Annotated in this window: 20 protein-coding genes, 1 pseudogene and 1 riboswitch; of the genes and pseudogenes, 12 read left to right on the forward strand and 9 right to left on the reverse strand. The window is 59.4% G+C overall.

Annotated features, from left to right (window positions below):
- Positions 1 to 49 precede the first annotated feature (49 nt).
- From ACA062_RS04240 to ACA062_RS04250, 3 genes and pseudogenes are all read left to right on the forward strand, one after another.
- Complete coding sequence (locus ACA062_RS04240; protein WP_150746217.1) at positions 50 to 634, forward strand: YajG family lipoprotein; 585 nt, start codon at positions 50 to 52, stop codon at positions 632 to 634.
- Positions 635 to 667: 33 nt separating this feature from the next.
- Positions 668 to 745 (forward strand): annotated as a pseudogene (locus ACA062_RS04245) (outer membrane lipoprotein carrier protein LolA); the annotation flags it as partial.
- Positions 746 to 931: 186 nt separating this feature from the next.
- Positions 932 to 1,210, forward strand: a complete 279-nt coding sequence (locus ACA062_RS04250; RefSeq protein WP_497455344.1) for a hypothetical protein — start codon at positions 932 to 934, stop codon at positions 1,208 to 1,210.
- Positions 1,211 to 1,604: 394 nt separating this feature from the next.
- On the opposite strand, the gene ACA062_RS04255 is transcribed toward ACA062_RS04250, so the two are convergent.
- The gene (locus ACA062_RS04255; RefSeq protein ID WP_497455345.1) at positions 1,605 to 2,771 is read right to left on the reverse strand and encodes a 1-acyl-sn-glycerol-3-phosphate acyltransferase; all 1,167 of its coding nucleotides are present in this window, start codon (positions 2,769 to 2,771) and stop codon (positions 1,605 to 1,607) included.
- A 139-nt stretch (positions 2,772 to 2,910) separates the two neighbouring features.
- Here ACA062_RS04255 and ACA062_RS04260 point away from each other — a divergent pair, with 139 nt between their 5' ends.
- The 4 genes from ACA062_RS04260 to ACA062_RS04275 all read left to right on the forward strand — a co-directional run bounded on the left by ACA062_RS04260 (position 2,911) and on the right by ACA062_RS04275 (position 5,145).
- A complete protein-coding gene (locus ACA062_RS04260) occupies positions 2,911 to 3,093 on the forward strand; it encodes a CPXCG motif-containing cysteine-rich protein (protein WP_008153387.1) in 183 nt (60 codons plus the stop codon).
- Between the two features lie 13 nt (positions 3,094 to 3,106).
- Entirely contained in the window at positions 3,107 to 3,367 is a 261-nt protein-coding gene (locus tag ACA062_RS04265) for a putative signal transducing protein (protein WP_150797324.1), read from the forward strand.
- A 35-nt stretch (positions 3,368 to 3,402) separates the two neighbouring features.
- Positions 3,403 to 4,026, forward strand: a complete 624-nt coding sequence (locus ACA062_RS04270; RefSeq protein WP_497455346.1) for an SOS response-associated peptidase — start codon at positions 3,403 to 3,405, stop codon at positions 4,024 to 4,026.
- A gap of 300 nt (positions 4,027 to 4,326) precedes the next feature.
- Positions 4,327 to 5,145, forward strand: a complete 819-nt coding sequence (locus tag ACA062_RS04275; protein WP_497455347.1) for a M48 family metallopeptidase — start codon at positions 4,327 to 4,329, stop codon at positions 5,143 to 5,145.
- Positions 5,146 to 5,303: 158 nt separating this feature from the next.
- Here ACA062_RS04275 and ACA062_RS04280 read toward each other — a convergent pair whose 3' ends face one another.
- The 3 genes from ACA062_RS04280 to ACA062_RS04290 all read right to left on the reverse strand — a co-directional run bounded on the left by ACA062_RS04280 (position 5,304) and on the right by ACA062_RS04290 (position 8,150).
- Positions 5,304 to 5,888 (reverse strand): TMEM165/GDT1 family protein, encoded by a 585-nt coding sequence (locus ACA062_RS04280; protein ID WP_128873707.1) that lies wholly within the window; start codon positions 5,886 to 5,888, stop codon positions 5,304 to 5,306.
- Between the two features lie 88 nt (positions 5,889 to 5,976).
- Positions 5,977 to 6,101, reverse strand: a riboswitch (yybP-ykoY riboswitch).
- 51 nt (positions 6,102 to 6,152) lie between these two features.
- The gene (locus tag ACA062_RS04285; protein WP_497455348.1) at positions 6,153 to 7,151 is read right to left on the reverse strand and encodes a methyltransferase; all 999 of its coding nucleotides are present in this window, start codon (positions 7,149 to 7,151) and stop codon (positions 6,153 to 6,155) included.
- A gap of 33 nt (positions 7,152 to 7,184) precedes the next feature.
- Positions 7,185 to 8,150, reverse strand: a complete 966-nt coding sequence (locus ACA062_RS04290; RefSeq protein ID WP_497455349.1) for a 2-hydroxyacid dehydrogenase — start codon at positions 8,148 to 8,150, stop codon at positions 7,185 to 7,187.
- Positions 8,151 to 8,241: 91 nt separating this feature from the next.
- Here ACA062_RS04290 and ACA062_RS04295 point away from each other — a divergent pair, with 91 nt between their 5' ends.
- Positions 8,242 to 8,871: a LysE family translocator gene (locus tag ACA062_RS04295; protein WP_497455350.1), complete on the forward strand. Its 630-nt coding sequence runs from the start codon at positions 8,242 to 8,244 to the stop codon at positions 8,869 to 8,871.
- Between the two features lie 47 nt (positions 8,872 to 8,918).
- On the opposite strand, the gene ACA062_RS04300 is transcribed toward ACA062_RS04295, so the two are convergent.
- Positions 8,919 to 9,548, reverse strand: a complete 630-nt coding sequence (locus tag ACA062_RS04300; protein ID WP_497455351.1) for a CatB-related O-acetyltransferase — start codon at positions 9,546 to 9,548, stop codon at positions 8,919 to 8,921.
- A gap of 27 nt (positions 9,549 to 9,575) precedes the next feature.
- Positions 9,576 to 10,469, reverse strand: a complete 894-nt coding sequence (locus tag ACA062_RS04305; protein ID WP_497455352.1) for a glycosyltransferase family 2 protein — start codon at positions 10,467 to 10,469, stop codon at positions 9,576 to 9,578.
- A 345-nt stretch (positions 10,470 to 10,814) separates the two neighbouring features.
- Here ACA062_RS04305 and ACA062_RS04310 point away from each other — a divergent pair, with 345 nt between their 5' ends.
- The 4 genes from ACA062_RS04310 to ACA062_RS04325 all read left to right on the forward strand — a co-directional run bounded on the left by ACA062_RS04310 (position 10,815) and on the right by ACA062_RS04325 (position 19,146).
- Complete coding sequence (locus tag ACA062_RS04310) at positions 10,815 to 12,497, forward strand: fatty acid--CoA ligase (protein ID WP_497455353.1); 1,683 nt, start codon at positions 10,815 to 10,817, stop codon at positions 12,495 to 12,497.
- 337 nt (positions 12,498 to 12,834) lie between these two features.
- Complete coding sequence (locus ACA062_RS04315) at positions 12,835 to 14,772, forward strand: DUF1302 domain-containing protein (protein ID WP_497455354.1); 1,938 nt, start codon at positions 12,835 to 12,837, stop codon at positions 14,770 to 14,772.
- A 28-nt stretch (positions 14,773 to 14,800) separates the two neighbouring features.
- On the forward strand, positions 14,801 to 16,165 hold the full coding sequence (locus ACA062_RS04320) for a DUF1329 domain-containing protein (RefSeq protein ID WP_497455355.1): 1,365 nt from the start codon (positions 14,801 to 14,803) through the stop codon (positions 16,163 to 16,165).
- Positions 16,166 to 16,407: 242 nt separating this feature from the next.
- Positions 16,408 to 19,146 carry a winged helix-turn-helix domain-containing protein gene (locus tag ACA062_RS04325; RefSeq protein WP_497455356.1) on the forward strand — a complete coding sequence of 913 codons (2,739 nt, stop codon included), beginning with the start codon at positions 16,408 to 16,410 and terminating at the stop codon, positions 19,144 to 19,146.
- 54 nt (positions 19,147 to 19,200) lie between these two features.
- On the opposite strand, the gene ACA062_RS04330 is transcribed toward ACA062_RS04325, so the two are convergent.
- From ACA062_RS04330 to ACA062_RS04340, 3 genes are read right to left on the reverse strand one after another with little or no spacing between them, the layout of a single operon-like run.
- Positions 19,201 to 20,019 carry a PP2C family serine/threonine-protein phosphatase gene (locus ACA062_RS04330; RefSeq protein ID WP_497455357.1) on the reverse strand — a complete coding sequence of 273 codons (819 nt, stop codon included), beginning with the start codon at positions 20,017 to 20,019 and terminating at the stop codon, positions 19,201 to 19,203.
- Positions 20,020 to 20,022: 3 nt separating this feature from the next.
- Positions 20,023 to 20,697 carry a vWA domain-containing protein gene (locus ACA062_RS04335; protein WP_497455358.1) on the reverse strand — a complete coding sequence of 225 codons (675 nt, stop codon included), beginning with the start codon at positions 20,695 to 20,697 and terminating at the stop codon, positions 20,023 to 20,025.
- Positions 20,698 to 20,721: 24 nt separating this feature from the next.
- Positions 20,722 to 22,620 carry a protein kinase domain-containing protein gene (locus tag ACA062_RS04340; RefSeq protein ID WP_497455359.1) on the reverse strand — a complete coding sequence of 633 codons (1,899 nt, stop codon included), beginning with the start codon at positions 22,618 to 22,620 and terminating at the stop codon, positions 20,722 to 20,724.
- Positions 22,621 to 22,714: the final 94 nt, after the last annotated feature.

Here is a 22,714-nt window from a genome sequence, read left to right on the forward strand (position 1 = left end):
GCACCGCTATACTGCCGGCCTGTTAGTGCCTGATTCTGGAGAGAAGAGCATGTTGCAACGCTTGTTGTTCGGTTTGATCACTGTGACCAGTTTGACCCTGGTCGGCTGCGCCCACAGCCCGCAACAACTGAACCCGGAACCCAAGCTGACGACGCAGCTGGCGCCGGTCGGCCGTGGCCAGCCGGTGGTGGTGCGCGTGGTGGACGGTCGTCCGTCGCCAACCCTGGGCACCCGTGGTGGCTTGTATCCCGAGACCAGCGCGATCACCGTGCAGGGCGCGCAGATTCTGCCGAAGTTGCAGGCCCAGGCCGAAGCGGCCGTGCGTTTGTTGGGCTTTACCCCGACATCCAACGCGCTGAATGCGCCGCAGCTGACCGTGACCCTGGCGGAGCTTAAATACCAATCGCCCAAGGAAGGCATGTACGTGACCGAGGCGACCATTGGCGCGACCTTCCGCTCCGATGTGCAGAACGCCAACCGCCGTTACAGCGGCCGCTACGGTGCATCCCTGGACCAGCGTTTCGGTATGGCACCCAATCAGGAAACCAATACCAAGCTGGTCAGTGATGTGTTGAGCGATGCGTTGACGCGTCTGTTCAAGGATCCGACGATTGGCCAGATTCTCAACGAATGATGCAATCCCCCTGTAGGAGCTGGCTTGCCAGCGATGGTCGTTAACGATGACGCGGGCTATCTGAATGCACGCGTCGCCCATACGTTTTTCGCGAGCAAGCTCGCTCCTACAGGGGGGGCGTTGGACTCGTCGTGTAGCAGGCGACAGACTGGCGAATCCAGATGACGCAGGACAGTAATCTGCCTAATGGTGGGTTATTTGTCGCAAGGACGGGGCAGCAGCGCAGCGCATTCGGTAGAATCCGCGCCGCGGTCGTCGGTTCGGCGTCTGCCACAGCTGTTTTTTCCGAGGTTTGTGATGTCGCTGCATTTGATGACGCTGTTTACCGCCCATCCCGCCAAATTGATCAACCTGCTGGCCTTGCTGTTTGCCTTCCCTGGCAGCTGGTTGCTGCATGCGACCCGTCGTCGTGAGCAACGTGCGCTGGCAAGCATCGAGACGCAGCGCCAGCGTCGTCCTGGCGAAGAGCCCAATCTGGATTGGGCGACCTTGCGCATGAACCGGTTTTTCTACCGCTTCGGTTTCGCCTGCCTGGGGTTGGCGCTGTTGGTGTCGTGGATCAGCACACAGGTCTAGGGGGCGTTCTCAATTAGTTTCCCCGCCGCGTTGTCGCCTTAAAGCGGGCCAGGCAAGGCGCAGGCCGCCGGGAATGGTTGTTCCCTTTCCAAGGCCTGCAACGCAGCCTGGCCCGCTTTAAGGCACAACCCGAAGGGCCGGGCCTGCTGTTGTGCAGGGCTGCGTTGCTCGAAGCTTATTTGGAATGACCAAACCACGCTTCTCGCGCCTTGCCCTGCACAGCAGCAGGCCCGGCGCGGTGTGGAAACTAATTGAGAACGCCCCCTAGATCGTTAAAGCAAAAGATCGCAGCCTGCGGCAGCTCCTACAGGTACCGCGTCATTACGCATTTTTTGCGTTGAGCGCGACCCCCGTAGGAGCTGCCGCAGGCGGCGATCTTTTGATCTTTTGATCTTTAAAGCGGCAATCCCGCCTTGACCCGATACTGATTACGCACCGGCATCGCATATTGCAGCACCAGGAACGGGCGATGTTCCTCCGGGCATGCCTCCAGGCGTCGCTGCCATTCCTCCTGCGCCTTGGCCAGTTCGTCGGCCGTGAACACTTCGGTGGCTTTCGGCACCTGCAATTGCGGGTCGGCGTCTTTCCACTGCGTATAGGCCAGGTAATGCACCGGGAATAACCGGTAGCCGCCGAGAATCTGCTTGTCCATCTCGATCGCCAATTGCTTGGTGTCTTCGAACAGCTGTGTGATCGGCGCGGCGAAGTTCACATGGACGCGCCCCTTGTAGCCGGTGATGCCCTTGGCGATGCTCACGTCGTCCTCGCCCGGCACTTTGGTGTAGCTGCCAGTGGTGGCGCGGATGAACAGCTCGCGAGCCTTGGCCTGGTCGCACGGGTCGTACTCGTAGCTGATCGACACCGGAGTGACGTTCAGCGAACGGATGACTTCACCGAAGGGCTCGTCCTTGCGGCTCATGTGGAACATCTTGAGGATCGCCGATTCGGTGCGATCGTCGCCGTCCTTGGCGCGACCTTCGGCCTGGGCGATCCAGATCGACGCGCAATCGTTACGGATCGAGTGGTTGATGTAGGCCGACAGCAGTTGATAGGCCGCCATCTTTTCGCGCCGACCGCTGATCGAACGGTGCACGATAAAACTCTTGTTCAGGCGCATCAGGTCGCTGACGAAGGGCTTTTGCAGCAGGTTGTCGCCAATCGCGATGCGGGGAGTCGGCAGGCCTGCGTGGTACACCGCGTAGTTGACGAAGGCCGGGTCCATCACGATGTCGCGGTGATTGGCGATGAACAGATAGGCGCTGCCTGACTTGAACTGCTCGACGCCGGTGTACGTCACGCCGTCGGTGGCTCGCTCGATGGTGTGGTCGACGTAGAACTCGACTTTGTCCTGCAGCGTGGCCACCGAATTGACGCCGGCGAACTCACGGCGCAGCCGATGAGCTATAAGAGGTTTGAGCATCCAGCCGAAGGCCCCGGCATAACGCGGGAAGCGGAAGTGGATGAGGATATCTAGAAACGCCTTGTCACCAAGCAGCCGATTCAGCACTGCTGGGACTTCGCTATCGTCGTAAGGTCGGATGGCATCGAATTCGCCCATCATGCTCTCTTGTTGGAAACGGCTAGGGTAAGTAAAGGTTTTGATCGAAAACCAACGGGGCACGGTCTGAAAAAGTAGCCAGACAAAAATAGCCCTGCAAACAGACCGGCGATTATACGCACAAGTCACCTGGGAGACCGCGATGCTGGAAACCGAGCGCTACGAATGTCCGTATTGTGGGGAAGAGGCTGAAGCTGTTCTGGACTTGTCCGGCGGCGATCAGACGTATATCGAAGATTGCCCGGTGTGTTGTCGCCCCATTACGTTTGTCCTGCAGACCGACGGTCAAGAATGGTTGCTCGAAGTTCACAGCGAAAACGAATGAAAAGGGGCACGCCATGCAGCGAATCTACGAGCCGGAAAACCTGATGGAAGGGGAGTTGCTGCAAGGCATGCTGGCCAGCGAGGGCATCGAGGCGCATCTGGTGGGTCGTGATTTGCTCGGGGGCACCGGCGAATTGCCGATCTTCGGTCTGCTGGGACTGTCGGTCGATAACGATCAGGCTGACTACGCCAGGGAACTGATCACCGCGTACAATGCAGCGCTGCCGTTGTCCGGCGATGAACCGGAGAGTTTTCCCGGCACGCTGGTCTGTTAGGCTGGTGTTCGTTTTATCTAGAGTTATGTTGCCCCATGTGTGGACGTTATGCCCTGTTTCGCTGGAACCCCGCCTTCGCGGCCCTGCCTGGCTTCCCCGCCGACCAACAGGCCCAGTGGAATATTTCTCCCAACGATTCGGTGTTGATGCTGCGCGCCGGCAGTGATGGCCAGCGTGAGTTGGCCCGTGCCCGTTGGGGGCTGACCCCGCCGTGGTTGACCGACCTGTCCCGCACCCCGGCCCATGCCCGCGCCGAAACCGTGGCCGAACAGCCGATGTTCCGCGCGGCCCTGCGTTCGCGCCGCTGCCTGCTGCCGGCCAACGGTTTCTACGAATGGCGCGGCACCACCCGCAAGCGCCCGTACTGGCTGACCCCGGCAGAGGGCTCGACGCTGTATTTTGCAGCGATCTGGGAGGCCTATCCGGTGCAGGAACAGGTATGGCTGAGTACGGCGGTGATCACCCAACCGGCGGCGAGTCAGCGTCGGCCGCTGATTCTCGACGCAGCGGGGCAGGAGGCGTGGCTCAATCCCGAGACACCGTTGCATGGGTTGCAGGCGTTGCTTGCCAGTGAGCCCTCGGCGTTGCGCGAGCGGGTGCTGGCGAACATGGTGAATGATCCGAAGCTGAATGGGCCGGAGTGTCTGACGCCGGGTTAAGGGTTGTTTGTGCTGACGCCATCGCGGGCAAGTCGAATCGTCGCACCGCCGCTCCCACAGGTTTTGTGAACGCCGCAAATCCCTGTGGGAGCGGGCTTGCCCGCGATGAGGCCCTCGGATCAGACCTTGAGCTGATTGATCTATGCCCCCCTCCTGCGGCAGTCGACTTATCCGCTGAAGCTTTTTTTTTGCTACAGCGATGAGAGCTTTATCCGAAATATCAGTCTGCATGTCTGTTGTGTCTGGCGCCGATACAAATCCACGCCTAGGATACCCGACATGTTTTCAGGGAGTTTTTTGATGAGCAAGACATTGGTTTTGTGTGCGCTGAGCGCAGGTTTGCTGCTCGCCGGTTGTCAGTCGGTCAATACCACCAGCGGTGGCGCGGTGGGCGTTGAGCGCAAGCAGTACATGTTCAGCATGTTGTCGACGGATGAGGTCAACCAGATGTACGCCCAGTCTTATCAAAAGACAGTGGGCGAGGCGACCAGCAAAGGTGTGCTGGACAAGACCAGTAACGACGCCAAGCGGGTCCAGGCGATTGCCGACCGGCTGATTGCCCAGGCGCCGAAATTTCGTCCGGACTCGGCGCAGTGGAAGTGGGAAGTCAATCTGATCAAGAGCGATGAACTCAATGCCAACTGCGGGCCTGGCGGCAAGATCATTTTCTACACCGGGCTGATTGACAGCCTGAGCCTGACCGACGATGAAATTGCCGCGATCATGGGCCATGAAATCGCCCACGCCCTGCGCGAGCACGGTCGGGAAGCGATGTCCAAGGCCTACGGTATCGAGATGGCCAAGCAGGGTGCAGGTGCCTTGTTCGGCCTGGGCCAGGACAGCCTGGCGCTGGCGGACACCGTGGCCAACTACGGCATGACCTTGCCCAACAGCCGTTCCAATGAAAACGAGGCGGACTTGATCGGGCTGGAGCTGGCCGCTCGCGCCGGTTATAACCCGAATGCCGCGATCACCCTGTGGAACAAGATGAGCAAGGCCTCGGAAGGTGCGCCACCGGAGTTCATGAGCACTCACCCGGCTTCGTCGAGTCGTATCGCTTCGTTGCAGGCGGCGATTCCGAAGGTCATGCCGCTTTACGAGCAGGCCAAGAAATCCTGATAGTCATATAGCGCAGCTGCTGATGCCTTCGCTGTAGGAGCGAGGCTTGCCCGCGAAGGGATCGATGCGGTCCGCCTGATATATCGCGTTATCGTTCTTCGCGGGCAAGCCTCGCTCCTACAGCGAAGAACGATAACGCGGTCTACCGACCTACCACGTCAAACCCACCCACTGCTCTGCATCGCCTTGTACACCGCGACAATGGCCAGGATGAGAAACGCCGACGCCGCCAGGCGACGGATCAAGGTCAGTGGCAGTTTGTCCGCGGCAAAGTTGCCCGCCAGTACCACCGGCACGTTGGCAATCAGCATGCCGAGGGTGGTGCCGATGATCACCAGCCACAGCTCCGGGTATTGCGCGGCGAGCATCACGGTGGCGACCTGGGTCTTGTCCCCCATCTCGGCCAGGAAAAACGCGATCAGCGTCGTCAGGAACGGTCCGAACTTGCGGGCGGTGCTGGCTTCATCGTCGTCCATTTTGTCCGGCACCAGGGTCCACAGCGCAGTGGCGGCGAAGCTGGCAGCAAGGATCCAGTGCAGCGTCGCATCCGAGAAGAAACTGCCGAACCAGGCGCCTACCGCACCGGCTGCCGCATGGTTGGCCAGGGTCGCGGCGACGATGCCGGCGATGATTGGCCAGGGTTTGCGAAAACGGGCAGCGAGAATGAGCGCGAGCAGTTGCGTCTTGTCGCCGATTTCGGCCAAGGCAACGATTGCGGTGGGAACGAGTAGAGAATCCAGCATCAGGGTTTTCCTAAGGGGCGGGTCGACACGGCTATGACACGTACAGCCTTCCCGCCCCGGGTAAGGTGTTCGTGTCATAGGTCTTGTCAAACCCTGCGTTCCGTCTGATGCGGACGCTGGGGTCGCATACGCCATGGTCTGTTGACCAAGTATGTTGACGTATGCCGGACGAGCATGGCGCTCGTGGGAGACTACTCCCCTAGGACGGAGCGGATTCTGCCTAGGCAAATCCGATTGGGCAAGCCTCTTTTTGTAAAAGAAGTGTCAGCCGCGCTTGGCCCGGTAGATCCTGAAACCTTGCCCTTCGGCCTTGATTGCACAGACACCCAGGTGCTCTTCGATCAGCGGTTGATACTTCAGGAAGCTGTTGGCAACCAACCGCAGTTCGCCACCATTTTTCAGATGTTTGGCCGCTTTTCGCAGCAAATTCTCCGTGGCGTGATAATCGGTATGGACCCCGACATGGAAGGGCGGGTTGCTCAGAATGGCACTTAAACCCATGGGGGCGGCATCGATTCCGTCCCCGGTAATAACGTCCGCCTCAAGACCATTGGCAGCCAAGGTCAGACGACTGCTGGCAGCGGCAAACGCATCCACATCAAGCAAAGTGACCAGGTTGTGCGGATAACGACGTTTCACCGCAGCCCCCAACACACCGGCGCCGCAACCGAAGTCCAGCAGGTGGCCGCTCGGCAATTTGTCCAGATGGTCCAGCAGCAAGGCGCTGCCGCGATCCAGTCGGCCGTGGCTGAATACACCTGGCAGGCTGATGACTTTCAATGGGCCTTCGGCCAGCGGCAGCTCATATTCCTGGGCCAGGCTTTCCAGTGATTTGGCTTGAGGCGCAGTGGCCACGGTGACCTGCCATAGTTGGCAATGCCGCGCGCTGTCGAGTTTGCGCGGTTTGCCGAAGGGATTCAGCTGCTTGGCCGCGCCCTCGATGCCGCTGCGCTTTTCGCCGACCAGGTACACTTCGCGCCCGGCCAGGCGCGAGGCGACGGCATTGAGGATGTAATCGGTCAGGTCCTTGGACTTGGGCAGAAACACCACGGCGGCGTCGAACCCACGCTCCGGCACCGTTACGCCAAAATGGCTGCGCTCGGCAAACCGCGCATCCAGCGCCGCTTGATCGCCGGCATGCCAGCACCAGCCATGGGCATCGGGCAGGCGGCCCAGCAGATCGTCGGCGGGCAAGCCGGCCAACAGGACCGAACCCTGGAATAACTCGGCCTGACGAAGCAGTACTTCACTGCGCGGATCCATACTCTGCTCCTTGAAAAAAAGTGCCGCAGTTTATCAACTGACGACCCGCAGCGCTTTACCGCTGAAATATCCCTGAGCGTTCTCGGTCAATTGGCCAACGATCCGCTGCCGCGCTTCGCGACTGCCCCAGGCATTGTGCGGGGTGACGATCAGCCTGGGGATGTCATGGGCCAGCAGCGGGTTGCCGGCGGTCGGTGGCTCGACGCTCAGCACGTCGGTGGCCGCGCCGCCCAGATGACCGTTGCGCAAGGCGTCGGCCAAGGCCTGTTCGTCGATCAGGCCACCGCGAGCGGTGTTGATCACGAAGGCGCCGGGTTTCATCGATGCCAGTTCACGGGCACCGATGAAGTGGCGGGTGTGTTCGTTGAGCGGGCAGTGCAGGGTCAGCGCGTCGATTTGCGGCAGCAGTTCATCCAGTGGCAAGCGATCCGGACGGGCCGGACGTCCCGGAATCTGCCCCAGCAACACTCGCATGCCGAACGCTTCGGCCAGCCGTGCGACCGCGCCGCCCAATTCACCGTGACCGAGCAAACCGAGGGATTTGCCTTCCAGTTCGACAATCGGATAGTCCAGCAGGCAGAACTGTTTCGCCTGCTGCCAGCGACCTTCGCCGACGGCTTTCTGGTAGTCGGCCAGGCGTGTCGCCAGATTGAGCAGCAACATGATCGTATGCTGGGCCACCGACGGCGTGCCATAACCCTGGCAGTTGCATACGGTGATGCCATGGGCACGAGCTGCCGCGAGGTCGACATTGTTGGTGCCGGTAGCGGTGATCAGGATCAGCTTCAGCTCGGGACTGGCGGCGATGGTATCGGCATCGATCAGGATTTTGTTGCTGATGGCGACGGTGGCGCCCTTCAGGCGGTCGATGACCTGGTCAGGCGTGGTTTGCGCGAACAACTGCAGTTCGCTGAAACAGGCGCGCAACGGGCTGAGGTCGAGATCGCCCAGGTCCAGGGAGGGATGGTCGAGGAAAACGGCGCGGCGAGAGTTCGTCATCAACTGTACCTTTTGTGCATTGAACTGAAGGCGTAATCTGCCGAGCCTACCAGATGAAACAAACAGTTACGCTTGCCCAAAAGGAGTCCTCATGTACTGGACAGAGTTCTTGACCGTTGCCCTGATTCATTTGCTGGCCGTCGCCAGCCCCGGCCCCGACTTTGCCGTGGTGGTACGTGAAAGCGTGACCCACGGTCGTCGGGCCGGTACCTGGACGGCGCTGGGCGTCGGCACGGCCATTTTTCTGCACGTCGGTTACTCGTTGCTCGGCATCGGCCTGATCGTGTCGCAATCGATCGTGTTGTTCAACGCCTTGAAATGGGCCGCCGCCGCTTATCTGCTGTACATCGGCTTCAAGGCTTTGCGCGCTCGGCCGGCCAGCGCGGTGACGGACGAGCTGCGCAAGGAAGCAGGCGAGCGTACGGCTCGCGGCGCCTTCACTTCCGGTTTCGTGACCAATGGCCTGAACCCGAAAGCAACGCTGTTCTTCCTCTCGTTGTTCACCGTGGTGATCAATCCACACACTCCGCTGACGGTGCAGGCTGGTTACGGCATTTATCTGGCAGTGGCCACCGCTGTATGGTTTTGCCTGGTGGCGATGCTGTTCAGCCAGCAGCGCGTGCGCGCCGGGTTCGCGCGCATGGGCCACTGGTTCGACCGGACCATGGGCGCGGTGCTGATCGCCATCGGCGTGAAACTCGCGTTTACCGAGATGCATTAGACGTTGCAAGGCGGCCGCGGCATGATCAGCCGCGGTTGAAACGCTGTTTACGTAGCGTCGATGCGGCGTTGGCGGACGTAGTCCAGAAAACCGTCCATGTTGCTGCTGCTCAGAATCCGCGACACCGCTTTGACTTCCTCCATCGGCCAGTCCCACCAGGCCGACGCCAGCAAGTCCTGGCGCACGTCCTCATCAAAACGCCAGCGAATGTGGCGGCATGGATTGCCGCCGACGATCGCATAGGGTTCGACGTCGCGGGTCACGACGGCGCCGGCTGCGACCACCGCGCCGTGGCCGATGGTCACGCCGGACAGAATCATGACGTCGGCGCAAATCCAGCAATCGCTGCCGATCACTACATCGCCTTTGGTCGGGCTACAACCGGGAATGTCCCGGGCTTCGTCAATCATCAACGGAAAGGGATAGGTGCTGATCCAGTCGGTTCGATGGCCGCCACCCAGCAAAATCTTCACACCTTCGGCCATTGAGGTGTAGGAACCGACCTTCAGAATCGTGTTGTCGCCAAACTCCATGACCTCCGGGATGCCATAGGTGCCCACGCCGACTTCGTACCTGGGGTAGCGCAGGCGTATTTTTTCTGGCGCTCTTTCGAGTTTTTCCAGGCGCTTCAGGTGCTTTCTGGTTTTACGTTGTTTGAGTTTTTCGAGAAATTTCATGCATGAGGCCTGACAGCGAAGGGAGGGCTAGCGATGCAACATCAGTCGTTTCAGGCGCTTGAAGCTGGTTCGATTCAAGTGACGCCAGGGAATCGAGCGCAACAGTCGCCAAGCTTCTTTCTTGTCTTCGACCACAGCGTATTTGAGGGCCTTGTTCACCAGTTGGGTGCGGGCGCTCTGATAGGCAGGATGGTCTGCGTACGGTGCGATGGCCTCAAGGTCGGCCTGCAGCAACACCCGGTATTTTCTCGACAGGTTGTTGGCATGGCGGCGATAGCGAGTCGTGCATACGGGTAGTTCATGGATCTCGTATCCCAACCGGGCAATCCGCAAGGTCATCTGAAAGTCTTGAACCCGCAACTGCGAGGCATAGAAGCCGGCACGTCGCATCGCGCTCATGCGATAAAGCGCGACCGGCGCACCGATCACGACGGCACCGCCGAGGACTTGATCGAAGGTGTAGCTGCGGATCTGGTCGCGTTTTTGCTGCTTGATGGTATTGCCATCGCTGTCCATGTAGGTGATCAGAGCGCCCACACAACCGACGTTCGGGTTCTTGTCCAGATAGTCGGCGCGAATGCGCAGCGATTCCGGGAGCATGATGTCGTCCAGGTCCGGCGTCGACACGTAAGCGCCTTTGGCGTAACGCAAACCGTGGTTGAGCGCCGCACTCACACCCTGGTTCGGTTGCGTAAATAGCTGGAAATCATAGGTTTGCTGCAGTTGCTTGAGCATCACGATGCTGTTGTCGCTGGACCCGTCGTCAACGATGATGACTTCGTAATTCGGGTACTCCTGGGCGAAGATGCTCTTGATGGCCTCTTCCAGGTATTTTTCCGCGTTGTAGCAGGGCGCCACGATGGAAACCAGAGGGGCTTGCGTCAAGTTGCAGGTCTCGGAGGCGGTCGCTTCAGTGCTCATTGTGTACCGGTAACGTTTTGGACGACGTGGGTGTGATGCAGAACCCGCCTTGCGAAGTCAGGCCGGGTAAGCTTCGCAGTTATTGGCTTACTTATCGATCCGTACGTTGTATCAATAATGTGACGCAAGGCTCGTTTTCACGTATCTCCTGACAAGCCTTGCGCAAATGAAATTGCAACGATAACAACTTCAATCTGTAATTCTGGCGCAGACGCAAAAATAGTGGCGTAAAGCTAGCAAATCCCCGTTGAAGCTAAATCATTCCTTTGGCTGATTTGGCACGCGCCCAAGGGCACTAGAGTGCTTACTTTCAGTCACGACCGTGCAGTCAGAAAAGGGATTCTTATGTTGCAGACTCGCGTTATCCCCCCAGCCGAAGGCGCTTATCAGTATCCGCTGTTGATCAAACGGCTGTTGATGTCCGGCGCGCGTTACGAGAAAACCCGCGAGATCATTTATCGCGACCAGTTGCGCTACAGCTATCCGACCCTGATCGAGCGGGTCGCACGGTTGGCCAACGTGCTCACGGCAGCCGGCGTCAAGGCCGGCGATACCGTGGCGGTCATGGACTGGGACAGCCATCGATACCTGGAATGCATGTTTGCCATCCCGATGATCGGCGCGGTGATCCACACCATCAACGTGCGCCTGTCGCCGGAACAGATCCTCTACACCATGAACCACGCCGAGGACCGCTTCGTGCTGGTCAACAGCGAGTTCGTCGGGCTGTACACCGCGATTGCCGGGCACCTGGCCACGGTAGAGAAAACCCTGCTGCTGACCGACCTGCCGGAAAAAACCGCCGATTTGCCGAACCTCATCGGCGAGTACGAGCAATTGCTGGCGGCCGCGAGCACCCGGTACGACTTCCAGGACTTCGACGAAAACTCGGTCGCGACCACCTTCTACACCACCGGCACCACCGGCAATCCCAAAGGCGTGTATTTCACCCACCGGCAACTGGTGCTGCACACTATGGGTGTGTCGACGATCATGGGTGCCATCGACAGCGTCAGGCTGCTGGGTACCAACGACGTGTACATGCCCATCACCCCGATGTTCCATGTGCACGCCTGGGGCCTGCCGTATGTGGCGACCATGCTTGGCCTCAAACAGGTCTATCCCGGTCGCTATGACCCGGAATACCTGGTGGAGCTGTGGCGCAAGGAGAAGGTCACCTTTTCCCACTGCGTGCCGACCATTCTGCAGATGGTCCTCAATGCCAAGGCGGCACAAGGCACGGATTTCGGTGGCTGGAAGATCGTCATCGGCGGCAGTGCGCTGAACCGTGCGCTGTACGAAGCGGCCAAGGCCAAGGGCATTCAGCTGACCGCCGCCTACGGCATGTCGGAAACCGGGCCGCTGGTGTCGTGCGCGCACCTCAACGATGAGCTGATGGCCGGTACCGAAGACGAACGCACCACGTATCGGATCAAGGCCGGTGTGCCGGGGCCCCTGGTGGAGGCGGCAATCGTCGACACCGACGGCAACTTCCTGCCCGCCGATGGCGAGACCCAGGGCGAACTGGTGCTGCGTGCACCGTGGCTCACCGAAGGTTATTTCAACGAACCGCAGAAGGGCGCCGAACTCTGGGCCGGGGGCTGGCTGCACACCGGTGACGTGGCGACCCTGGACAGCATGGGGGTGATCGACATTCGCGACCGGATCAAGGACGTGATCAAGACCGGCGGTGAGTGGATTTCTTCACTGGACCTCGAAGACCTGATCAGCCGCCACCCGGCGGTACGCGAAGTAGCAGTGGTGGGCATTGCCGATCCGCAGTGGGGCGAGCGGCCGTTTGCGTTGCTGGTGATCCGCGAAGGCCAGGTAATCGGGGCCAAGGAACTCAAGGAACACCTCAAGCCGTTTGTGGAGCAGGGGCACCTGAGCAAGTGGGCCATCCCGAGCCAGATTGCCCTTGTTACTGAAATTCCCAAGACCAGTGTCGGCAAACTCGACAAGAAGCGGATTCGCGTCGACATCACCGAATGGCAAGCCAATAACAGCACCTTCCTCTCGACGCTTTAAGCGTCCCCTGGCGTGCCCGAAAAGGCACGCCAGGCCCACCAAGCAAGCGCTTGGCTTGTGAAATCCGAATTTTCAGCCATCCTTGCCGTGCCGACAGGTGTCGGATTGGCGAAAGGACTGTTCCAGAGTGGTTGGCCGCTGCAAATCACACTTTAGAGGGATCAAGCAGTACTGCCTGCTGGCTATAGTCCGCCCAAGGATTTTTAAGAACGGAGCACACGCACACACCGGGGCGATGCAACTTTGGAATGACTTAGGGCCACCTTGGCGCCCAGTCATCCATAGCGTTTTTAAGAGTGCTAATTGCCATAACAATAATGCACATGGAGTAGCGTCGATGACATCAGTAAACCAGTTCTGGCGCAGGGCGAAACTGCCCCTGGCGGTCAGTCTTGCCTCTACGCTCGCCGGGCCAGCATTCGGCGTCAGTTTCAACGTTGGTGAAATCGAAGGTCAGTTCGACTCATCCCTGTCGATCGGCGCCAGTTGGTCTACCGAGAGTGCCAACAAGAACCTCATCGGCGTCAACAACGGTGGTCGCGGCCTGTCCCAGACCTCCGATGATGGTCACTTGAACTTCAAGAGCGGGGAAACTTTCTCGAAGATCTTCAAGGGTATCCATGACCTTGAGTTGAAATATGGCGACACCGGCGTTTTCGTCCGTGGCAAATACTGGTATGACTTCGAACTCAAGGACGAAAGTCGTCCGTTCAAGGACATCAGCGACAGCAACCGCAAGGAAGGCGCCAAGTCCGCCGGCGGGCAGATCCTCGATGCTTTCGTCTACCACAACTACTCCGTTGCCGATCAGCCGGGCTCCGTGCGTCTGGGCAAGCAGGTTGTGAGCTGGGGTGAAAGTACCTTCATCGGCGGCGGCATCAACTCGATCAACCCGATCGACGTTTCCGCTTTCCGTCGTCCAGGTGCCGAGATCAAGGAAGGCCTGATCCCGGTCAACATGTTCTACGTGTCCCAGAGCCTCACCGAGAACCTCTCGGCCGAAGCCTTCTATCAATTGGAATGGGACCAGACCGTTACCGATAACTGCGGCACTTTCTTCTCGCAACCGGACGTGATTTCCGATGGCTGCGACAACAACCTCGCGGTATTGCGCACCCGCAACGGCCTCAACGGTGCACTGACGGCTGCAGGGTTGCCGGCGGGACTGCGTAACGCCAGCATCAACACCCTCGCCGCACGTGGCGTGACTTGGGGTGACCCGGATGAAGGCGTCATCGTTCGTCGCGGTCCGGATCGCGATGCACGGGACAGCGGCCAGTTCGGCGTGTCCTTCAAGTACATGTTCGATCCGCTGGATACCGAGTTCGGCGCCTATTTCATGAACTACCACAGCCGTGCCCCGATTTTCAGTGGCCATGGCGCACCGGCGAGCGCCTACAGTGGAGCAGGTCTGGTGGGGGGGCTGGTGGGCGCCGGTGTACCGCTGGGTGTCGCCGCTGGCCTGGCTCCAACTTTGCTGCCGTTGGTGGTGGCGGGCAACTCCAGCTACTACGTCGAGTACCCTGAAGACATCCGCCTGTACGGTCTGAGTTTCTCCACCACATTGCCGACAGGTACTGCGTGGAGTGGTGAAGTCAGCTACCGGCCGAATGCTCCGGTTCAGCTCAATACCACCGACATTCTCTTTTCCGGTCTGACGCCGCTGAACCCTAACGTCTCCGTGCTTCAAGGTCAGCCAGGACAGGATCAACAAGGCTATCGTCGCAAGGAAGTGACCCAGCTGCAGACCACCCTGACCCACTTCTTCGACCAGGTGATGGGCGCCGAGCGACTGACCCTGGTGGGCGAGGTCGGCTTTACTCACGTCGGCGGCCTGGAAAGCACCTCCAAGGCGCGTTACGGCCGAGACCCGAGCTATGGCCCTGGTCCGTTGAATGCTGGCCAGTGCGTGGCACTGAACACTTCTACCCTGGCAGGTGGCGCGCAAAACAACGTCAGTCGCTATTGCGAAAACGATGGTTTTACCACCGCAAACTCCTGGGGTTATCGCGGTCGTGCCATCTGGGAATACAACAGCGTATTTGCCGGGGTGAACCTCAAGCCGAACGTGGCCTGGTCCCATGACGTGGAAGGTTACTCGCCTGGCCCTGGCGGCAACTTCGAGGAAGGTCGCAAAGCGGTCAGCCTGGGCGTCGATGCCGAGTACCAGAACACCTACACCGCGAGCCTGGCATACACCAACTTCTTCGACGGCAAGTACACCACCACGGATGACCGCGACTTTGTTGCGCTCAGCTTCGGCGTGAACTTCTAAGCACTGTATTTTCAGGACGAACACACATATGAAAATAACAAAGAGTCTGTTCCACATCGGTGTTCTGGGGCTTTCGCTGCTGGCGACCGGCGTGATGGCGGCGGTCCCTGCGGCCGAAGCGGACAAGCTGGGCAAGAGCCTGACCCCGATGGGCGCCGAGATGGCGGGCAACGCCGACGGTTCGATCCCGGCCTGGAAACCCATGGCGAAAAACGCCGGTAACGTTGACGGCAAAGGCTTCCTGTCCGACCCGTTCGCCAGTGAAAAACCGCTGTTCACCATCACTGCGCAGAACGTCGACCAGTACAAGAACAAGCTTGCCCCGGGCCAGTACGCGATGTTCAAGCGCTACCCGGAAACCTTCAAGATGCCGGTCTACCCGTCCCATCGCGGCGCCACCGTGCCGGATGCCGTGTTTGCCTCCATCAGGAAAAACGCCACCAGCACCAGCCTGGTGTCCGGTGGCAACGGCCTGGAAAACTTCGAAACCGCAGTACCGTTCCCGATTCCGAAAACCGGCGTCGAAGTCATCTGGAACCACATCACCCGCTATCGCGGTGGCAGCGTGACCCGTCTGGTGACCCAGGCCACGCCGCAGCCGAACGGCTCGTACAGCCTGGTGTACTTCCAGGACCAGTTCGTGTTCCGCGACAAGATGAAGGATTACGATCCGGCAAACCCGGGCAACATCCTGTTCTACTTCAAGCAGAAAGTGACCGCGCCGGCACGTCTGGCCGGTGGTGTGCTGCTGGTGCACGAAACCCTCGACCAGGTTAAAGAGCCACGTTCGGCGTGGGTCTACAACGCCGGTCAGCGTCGCGTGCGGCGTGCGCCGCAAGTGTCCTATGACGGGCCGGGTACCGCTGCCGATGGCCTGCGTACCTCCGACAACCTGGACATGTACAACGGAGCGCCGGATCGTTACGACTGGAAGCTCGAAGGCAAGAAAGAGATGTACATCGCCTCCGACAGCTACAAGCTCGATTCGCCGCAACTGAAGTACGCCGACATCATCAAGGCCGGTCACATCAACCAGGACCTGGCTCGCTACGAGCTGCGCCGGGTCTGGCATGTGGTGGCGACCCTGAAGGAAGGTCAGCGTCACATCTACGCCAAGCGTGACTTCTACATCGACGAAGACACCTGGCAAGCCGCGGTGATCGATCACTACGACGGTCGCAATCAACTCTGGCGTGTGGCGGAAGCCCACTCCCAGAACTACTACAACGTCCAGGTGCCGTGGTACACCCTGGAAACCCTGTATGACCTGCAATCGGGTCGTTACCTGGCGCTGGGCATGAAGAACGAAGAAAAGTCGGCGTATGACTTCGGCTTCACCGCGACCACCAGCGACTTTACTCCGGCGGCATTGCGTCAGGAGGGTGTTCGCTAACGTTTACTGAAACAGAGGCCGCATCCTCGAAAAACGCCCCGACTGGTTCGGGGCGTTTTTTTTCAAGGAGCAAGCTTGCTCGCGATGGCGTCACCTGTTTGCGGACACATCGCATCACCCTGGTCGCAGGGGTGTAGTCTTTTTGTAGCCATTTGTAGCAATAACCTTCATTCCCTCTTCGTTTACCGCTAGTCTGCGGACATCTGCAACGCCGCCAACAGCATTTCAAACAAGAGCCGGCCATGACTGATCTGTCCCCACTCCAAGGCCCTGCAAGCGCTACCGTCGCAGCACTGGACGGGCGCTTTTTTCGACCGCCCTTGCCTGATGGCCACGTGCTGCGGCCGCGTTTGTGCGAGCGCCTGAGTGCCGGTCTCGGTGGCAGGCTGTTGCTGGTCAGTGCCCCGGCCGGGTTCGGCAAGAGTTCACTGGCCGTGGAGTTCTGTCAGGGGTTGCCGGCCCATTGGCAAAGCCTCTGGCTGGGGTTGAGTCCGCGCGACAGCGACCCCGGGCGTTTTCTTGAACGGTTACTTGAAGGCCTCCAGGATTACTTTGCGCAATTGGGCAGGAAGTCCCTGGGGCTGCTGAAAATGCGCCAGCGGCATCAACCCTTCGCCTTCGAAGAATGGCTGGACGGTTTGCTCGACGAGTTGGCCGTGCATGTGTCGCCGACGGCGCCGCTGCTACTGGTACTCGATGATTACCATCTGGCCCAGGGTCCGGTGCTCGATCGTTGCCTGCAATTCTTCCTCAATCATCTTCCCGATGGCCTGCTGGTGATGGTGACCAGCCGCCAGCGTCCGGACTGGCACCTGGCTCGCCTGCGGCTGTCGCGGCAACTGCTCGAGCTGCATGAGCAGGACCTGCGCCTGACCCACGACGAAGCCTTGACCCTGCTCGATCGACACAGCACCTCCTTGCGCGGTGAAGCGCTGGAGAACCTGATCCAGCGTAGCGAAGGCTGGGTCGCCGGGCTGCGCTTCTGGCTGCTGGCGGCCTCCGAAGCGGGCACCGCTGGCGAGTTACCCCAGTCCTTGCACGGCGGGGAAGGGCTGATCCGCGATTACCTGCTCGAAGAAGTCATCGATTGCCTGCCCGCCGAAGTGCAGGCATTCCTCTACGACACCGCGCCTCAGGAACGCTTTTGCAGCGAGCTGTGCGACGCCGTTCGCGAAGCCCACGACAGTGCCGAGATCCTGCGTTTTCTCTCGGCCCATCAGGTGTTCCTGGTACCGCTGGACGAACAGGGGCACTGGTTTCGCTATCACCATCTGTTTTCCGACCTGCTGCGCACGCGGCCTGCCACACCGGCGATGGTGCCGGTGGCGAGCCTGCACCTGCGCGCCTGTCGCTGGTTCAATGCCCAGGGATTGCTCGACGAGGCGGTGGAGCAGGCATTGCGGGCCGGGCATCTGGATGTCGCGGCGAACCTGGTGCAAAACCTTTCGGAAGAGCAACTGCTGGCCGAGCAGAACGTCGGCATGTTGCTGCGCTGGAAAATGGACTTGCCCGACAGCTTGCTGATAAGCACGCCACGGCTGATCGTACTGTACAGCTGGGCGTTGGGACTGGCCTGTCAGCTGGACGCCGCCGAGGAGCTGGCCAGTCATTTGAGCCGCTACCTGCCGGCCCCGTCGGCCACGGCGCAGAAATCCATGCTGGCACAATGGCTGGCCTTGAGCGGAATCATCGCCCGGGGCCGTGGCAATCGTGAGCTGACGATGCTCTATTGCGCCGAAGCACTGGAGAGTCTTCCCTCCAGGCGTTACGGCCAACGCCTGATGTGCCTCTCGACCTTGTCCAACCTGGCCATTGCCGACGGTGACCTGTGGCGTGCACGAGGCTTGAACCGTGATTCCCTGGAGTTGGCACAACGGGTCGGCAATCCGTTGTTCGAAGCGCTGGCCCACTACGACCGCGCCCGAGTGCTGCAGGCGCGGGGAGAGATCCTGCGTGCACTGGAAGAGGTCCGTCAGGGGCTGCAACGCCTGCAAGGGTTATCCCCGCAACGGCTGTTTGCCGTACGCGCCCGCCTGACATTGTATGAGGGTTTCCTGCTGGCCCTGCGCTTGCAACCACAGACTGCGCGGCTGCGATTGCAAGCGGGTTTGACCGAGGCACGCGCCTGTCGCGATATCAGCGTATTGATCGGCCATTGCGTGATCGCCAAGCTCGAAGGCAGCAGCGGCGAATTCGCGAAAGCGTTCGCCGAACTCGCCGAAGCCGAACGCCTGATGCACATCTGGGACGTGCCGCCGATCTACTACCTGGCGATGATTACCCTGGTCAAATGCGAACTGTGGCTGGCCCAGGGCCGTACCGACCTGGCCGAAGCCTGGCTGACGCGATTGGGCCAGACCTACAACGGCGAACATCCTGCCGCGCCTCCGGAATTCCATCCACAGCTGCCGCTGCACATCGAATTGCAGCAGGCCTTGCTGGAGGTGATCCAGGGGGAACCGATGCGGGCCGAAGGGCGCTTGAATGCGTTGCTCGAGAATGGCCAGCAGACCGGCCGGCAGTTGCTCAGCGTGCTGGTGTTGACTCAGAAAGTGACGTTATTGCTAGGAGGCGGGCGCGAACCCGAAGCCCGCAAGGCCTTGAGTCAGGCACTGGAAGCGGCGGCCGGAGGAGTGCTGCAACCATTTGACGGGTTATTGACTGAACAGCCGGACTGGCTGCGTGGGCAACTTCAACTCTGTGCGCCGACCCCCGTTTCATTGAGCCTTTCAGAAAAACTTCCGGCAGTGGCAGCCCGTCCCGCAGCGGAGTCATCCGCCGCCGCGGAACAACTCAGTACGCGGGAAATGGCCGTCCTGCGATTGATCGCCCAGGGTTGTTCGAATCAGGAAATCAGCGATCAGCTGTTTATCTCGCTGCACACGGTGAAAACCCATGCCAGCCATATCAACAGCAAGCTTGGGGTTGAACGACGCACACAGGCGGTAGCCAGGGCAAAAGAGTTGGGTGTATTGCAGTAATCGCCGATCGAAGACCTCCGAAACAAGGTGGGCCTTGCGATTAAAGGATTTCGGTCATTTCTCCTCTGAAACAGTCACTCCGGATGTCTGCCCCACGTCGATGGGGTGCTTCAGGAGCGACAGTAAGCCTATGGAGCAGTCATCTCCGGTTTTACTGGCAATGGATTGTTGCAGGTTGTCGCCCAACACATCCCTCATTTTTTTTCGGGGCAACGTTGCATTCCACTCCAGCAACTTTTGGATCGCAGGGGCGGGGACGCCGCTGGATTTGTGATAGACGCTTTCTGCTGTGCCGTCGCTCATGATTGCGAAGCCCGCCTTGGCTTCGATTTGCCCACGGTACAACCTGAGCCGCGACGCCGCTTTATGGTCAGTCAGAAACAGGGTGGTATTGGCGAACTCGCCATTTTCTGGATGAGAAAGGACCTGAAGTTGTCCGTCTGCATCAACGCTTGCGATGACGCCATCGCCCAAGTGGCCTGCCAGGTAGCGGCCTCGTGAGTAAGCGACGAACGACAAGGTACAGGCAAAGTCGTTGATATCGCCGCCCAGCTTTGCAGATTTGCGTTTGAACGCATCCAAGCAGCGATTAACCAGTCGCTGGGCTGCCTTCGCGTTGTGTTTGTCCATGTTTTGCCAGAGGCTTTCAAAGTTTTTGCAGACAAAGGCCAAGGTAGCCGTGACCGCTACGTGGGCGCCGATTTCGGATCTGGCTCTGGAGCCAGCCCCATCGGCCAATGAAATGCAGGTCACCTCGTTGGACTCTCTGGCCGCAACATAGTCCTGGCAAGGCGTTTGAGTCTTGAGGTGTGAGCGTCCTGCCACAAACGCGCAGGCCGTTTTGCAGCTGAGGTCTACCGGGATCTCAGGCATGGTTCAGACCTGTGCCCAGGCTTCGATACCTTTAATGTCCAGCGCCACCGCGTCACCAGGTGTCGATTGAGACGCTCGCGAAACACTTCGGCTCAGCCAGTCAAAGAACTCATTGAAGTGCAAACCTTTGAGGCGCAGGGGCGGGCGCGTAGGGGAAAACTGGGCTAGCGACTGTAAGTTCGCTGCCGCACCGATCGCGATCGGGAAAACGGTCAATTTGCGTTTGCTGATCATGCTGGCCACGCGATCGGTCGCCTCGCCAATATCATCTGTCGGTTCGCCATCGGTCATCAGGACCATCCATGGCTGGAAATAATCAACGCCGGCACGTTGATAATCTTCCTTGCGTGCTTCCAGCAAGTCCAAAGCGATGCTCACGGCGTGCCCCATCGGTGTCATGCCCGATGCCACCAACGGAGGGACGTCCTGACGACTGATGGATCCGAAATCCAGCACTTTTTGCGCCGTCCCGCCGAAGGTCACGATGCAGATTTCAGCGGCATATTGCGCCACCTCATCGTCACGAATCGCCTCGAAAAACATCTGAACGCCGGAATGCAGTTCCGCGATGGGCTCGCCTTCCATTGATCCGCTGACGTCCAGCACGAGGCACACGGGCACGCGTGTGGTCGGGTTTTCGGCGAGATCTTCCTGACGGAGGAGATAGTCTTCTTGCATGGGATTATCCTTTTGAGCTGAGCGTTACAAAAAACGCTTCAAGAGTCGTTTGAGCCAGCGCACAACGATGCTCTCTTGGTTGAGCGGGCGCGCTGGCACGGATCGGTACGGTTGCGGTTGGGCGGAAGTCGGTTGCTGCTGCGGTTTTGTCGGCGTCTGGCGCACGGGGGCAGGCGCTGGCGCAGAAGCAGGCACGGTGCGTTTAGGTACAGGTGCAGGTGCTGTCATGTTGCGTACCAGCGGCGGATTGGGGCGAGGCATGGCGGCCGCTGGAGGTGGCGCCACACGCTGCACTGCCTGCTCGGTTTTCTTTTGGCTTTCACTGGCCAGGTGCTTCAGTTTGGACGCCTTTTGACAGTCCGCGCATCGAGTCGATTTACCCGAGGCCTGCCTTTTCTTAAGCCATACCTTGGATTCGGTGTAGGTTTTTTTGCAGCTACCGCAGACAGCCTCAACCGGGTCGGTGATACGAAAAGCGGCGGGGAACAGCTCATCGCAATGCTTGCCCTTGCGCAACTCTTCGCCGTACTGAGCCAGTAGCGTCAACCAGTCACTGATCGGTCGACGCTGATTATCTTCGAATGTGTTGCTGAACGCCTGTTTGAGCAAGTACGGCAAATGACTCCAGATATTCTGCCAGGTGCCCACCGGGGTGACGCTTACCTTGCCTTTGCCGCTGTCCTTTTTGAATCGATAGGGGAAGTTCATGTTCCTGATGTTGTCGGACGCCGTTCCGCCACCTTGTTGGGAATAGGGTGGTTTGCCTGGCAGCAGGATCATGAACAGCATGCTGGCGACGGCGAATAGCTCGTGATCTTTTGTACGCAGGTATTTGCCATATTCTTTCCCCTGAATCTCAGGCGCGGTGAAAGGCACGGTGCCAACCTCGCAGGGAAAATGATCGATCTGAAAGCTGTCTGTATCGACCATCCAGACCTTGTTGCTATCCGGAGTGACGAGCAGGTTCATGGGGTTGATGTCGCCCACAATGATGTTCAGCGAGTGCAGGTATTGCACCTGTTTCAGAAACGCAATCGCGACATTCACCAGATCTCGTCGCGTCCAGTGCGGGAACGTTTTCGCCAATAACGGTTTGACGAATACCGAGGTCTGAAGGGTTTTCCCTTCCGCCCGAGGCATCACATAGCCAACAAACTCTTGATCAGCATTGAAAACCAGTTCGGTCGGCCAACAAATGCCAGGCTCAACGATACGGCGTGTCACCATGAGCTCGATCTTCTCGCGGCGCCGGATACTGAGCTTTCCGGTGTGATAGATCTTGCACACTTCAGCGTTGCCTGCCACGGCGTAAATCGTCCCTTCGCCACCGGAGCTGATGGACTTGCCAAGCGTCAATCGGCGGCGGCTTGACGTTGTTACCACCGAACCTTCTGTGATAATTGTGCCTTTATTCTGGATAAGACGATCAGCGGTGGCGAGGGGCGTCTTGGGCTGGTCGAAAGGCACGAGCGGCGCGTGGCCGACCCAGCGTATGGCTCGGGCATCAGCGGCTTTGCACTGAATGAGTTGCGCCTCATCGCAAGTCAGTAACAGCAGGTCGTAGTGACGGCACAAGTCGACGGCGTCATCCGACTTGGTCTGGTCTTGTAGTGCCGTCGTTCGCTTGAGCGCGAAGATCGGTTGGCCATCGAAAGCGCATTCGGCCAGTAAATCGCCGGGACGCAGTGCTGTACCTTTGGGGAGCGCGCGGTGCGGTCGCGAAGGCTGGCCGGCGAAAAGCTGGAAAAATTGTCGAGCGTTTTTGTGGACCTGCTCGTGTCCCTTTGTCAGGGATTGAAGCTCCAGAAGATCGGAGTGGGCGATAAAGGGCAGACCATTTTTGCCGCGAATGCGGTTGATAATGTCCGGGTCCAGAAAGAGGACGCTTTTATCGACGAGCACGTGTTCCATTGAAGGGGGCATTGGCTTCCTGCCGTCTTGTTTCAAAATAGGCGCTGCGCGAGGATAACCTATCAATTTTGCGGATCACAACCGCAGTACCCAGTCTTGGCATCAG

Source organism: Pseudomonas sp. LBUM1679, assembly GCF_059695565.1.

Excerpts from the sequence above, each read along its gene's own strand:
- ACA062_RS04315 (WP_497455354.1), top strand. The coding sequence starts at position 12,835 with ATGACATCAGTAAACCAGTTCTGGCGCAGGGCGAAACTGCCCCTGGCG.
- ACA062_RS04280 (WP_128873707.1), bottom strand. The coding sequence starts at position 5,888 with ATGCTGGATTCTCTACTCGTTCCCACCGCAATCGTTGCCTTGGCCGAA.
- ACA062_RS04335 (WP_497455358.1), bottom strand. The coding sequence starts at position 20,697 with ATGCAAGAAGACTATCTCCTCCGTCAGGAAGATCTCGCCGAAAACCCG.
- ACA062_RS04260 (WP_008153387.1), top strand. The coding sequence starts at position 2,911 with ATGCTGGAAACCGAGCGCTACGAATGTCCGTATTGTGGGGAAGAGGCT.
- ACA062_RS04285 (WP_497455348.1), bottom strand. The coding sequence starts at position 7,151 with ATGGATCCGCGCAGTGAAGTACTGCTTCGTCAGGCCGAGTTATTCCAG.
- ACA062_RS04265 (WP_150797324.1), top strand. The coding sequence starts at position 3,107 with ATGCAGCGAATCTACGAGCCGGAAAACCTGATGGAAGGGGAGTTGCTG.
- ACA062_RS04320 (WP_497455355.1), top strand. The coding sequence starts at position 14,801 with ATGAAAATAACAAAGAGTCTGTTCCACATCGGTGTTCTGGGGCTTTCG.
- ACA062_RS04325 (WP_497455356.1), top strand. The coding sequence starts at position 16,408 with ATGACTGATCTGTCCCCACTCCAAGGCCCTGCAAGCGCTACCGTCGCA.
- ACA062_RS04255 (WP_497455345.1), bottom strand. The coding sequence starts at position 2,771 with ATGATGGGCGAATTCGATGCCATCCGACCTTACGACGATAGCGAAGTC.
- ACA062_RS04310 (WP_497455353.1), top strand. The coding sequence starts at position 10,815 with ATGTTGCAGACTCGCGTTATCCCCCCAGCCGAAGGCGCTTATCAGTAT.
- ACA062_RS04300 (WP_497455351.1), bottom strand. The coding sequence starts at position 9,548 with ATGAAATTTCTCGAAAAACTCAAACAACGTAAAACCAGAAAGCACCTG.
- ACA062_RS04250 (WP_497455344.1), top strand. The coding sequence starts at position 932 with ATGTCGCTGCATTTGATGACGCTGTTTACCGCCCATCCCGCCAAATTG.
- ACA062_RS04295 (WP_497455350.1), top strand. The coding sequence starts at position 8,242 with ATGTACTGGACAGAGTTCTTGACCGTTGCCCTGATTCATTTGCTGGCC.
- ACA062_RS04340 (WP_497455359.1), bottom strand. The coding sequence starts at position 22,620 with ATGCCCCCTTCAATGGAACACGTGCTCGTCGATAAAAGCGTCCTCTTT.
- ACA062_RS04275 (WP_497455347.1), top strand. The coding sequence starts at position 4,327 with ATGAGCAAGACATTGGTTTTGTGTGCGCTGAGCGCAGGTTTGCTGCTC.
- ACA062_RS04330 (WP_497455357.1), bottom strand. The coding sequence starts at position 20,019 with ATGCCTGAGATCCCGGTAGACCTCAGCTGCAAAACGGCCTGCGCGTTT.
- ACA062_RS04270 (WP_497455346.1), top strand. The coding sequence starts at position 3,403 with ATGTGTGGACGTTATGCCCTGTTTCGCTGGAACCCCGCCTTCGCGGCC.
- ACA062_RS04290 (WP_497455349.1), bottom strand. The coding sequence starts at position 8,150 with ATGACGAACTCTCGCCGCGCCGTTTTCCTCGACCATCCCTCCCTGGAC.
- ACA062_RS04305 (WP_497455352.1), bottom strand. The coding sequence starts at position 10,469 with ATGAGCACTGAAGCGACCGCCTCCGAGACCTGCAACTTGACGCAAGCC.
- ACA062_RS04240 (WP_150746217.1), top strand. The coding sequence starts at position 50 with ATGTTGCAACGCTTGTTGTTCGGTTTGATCACTGTGACCAGTTTGACC.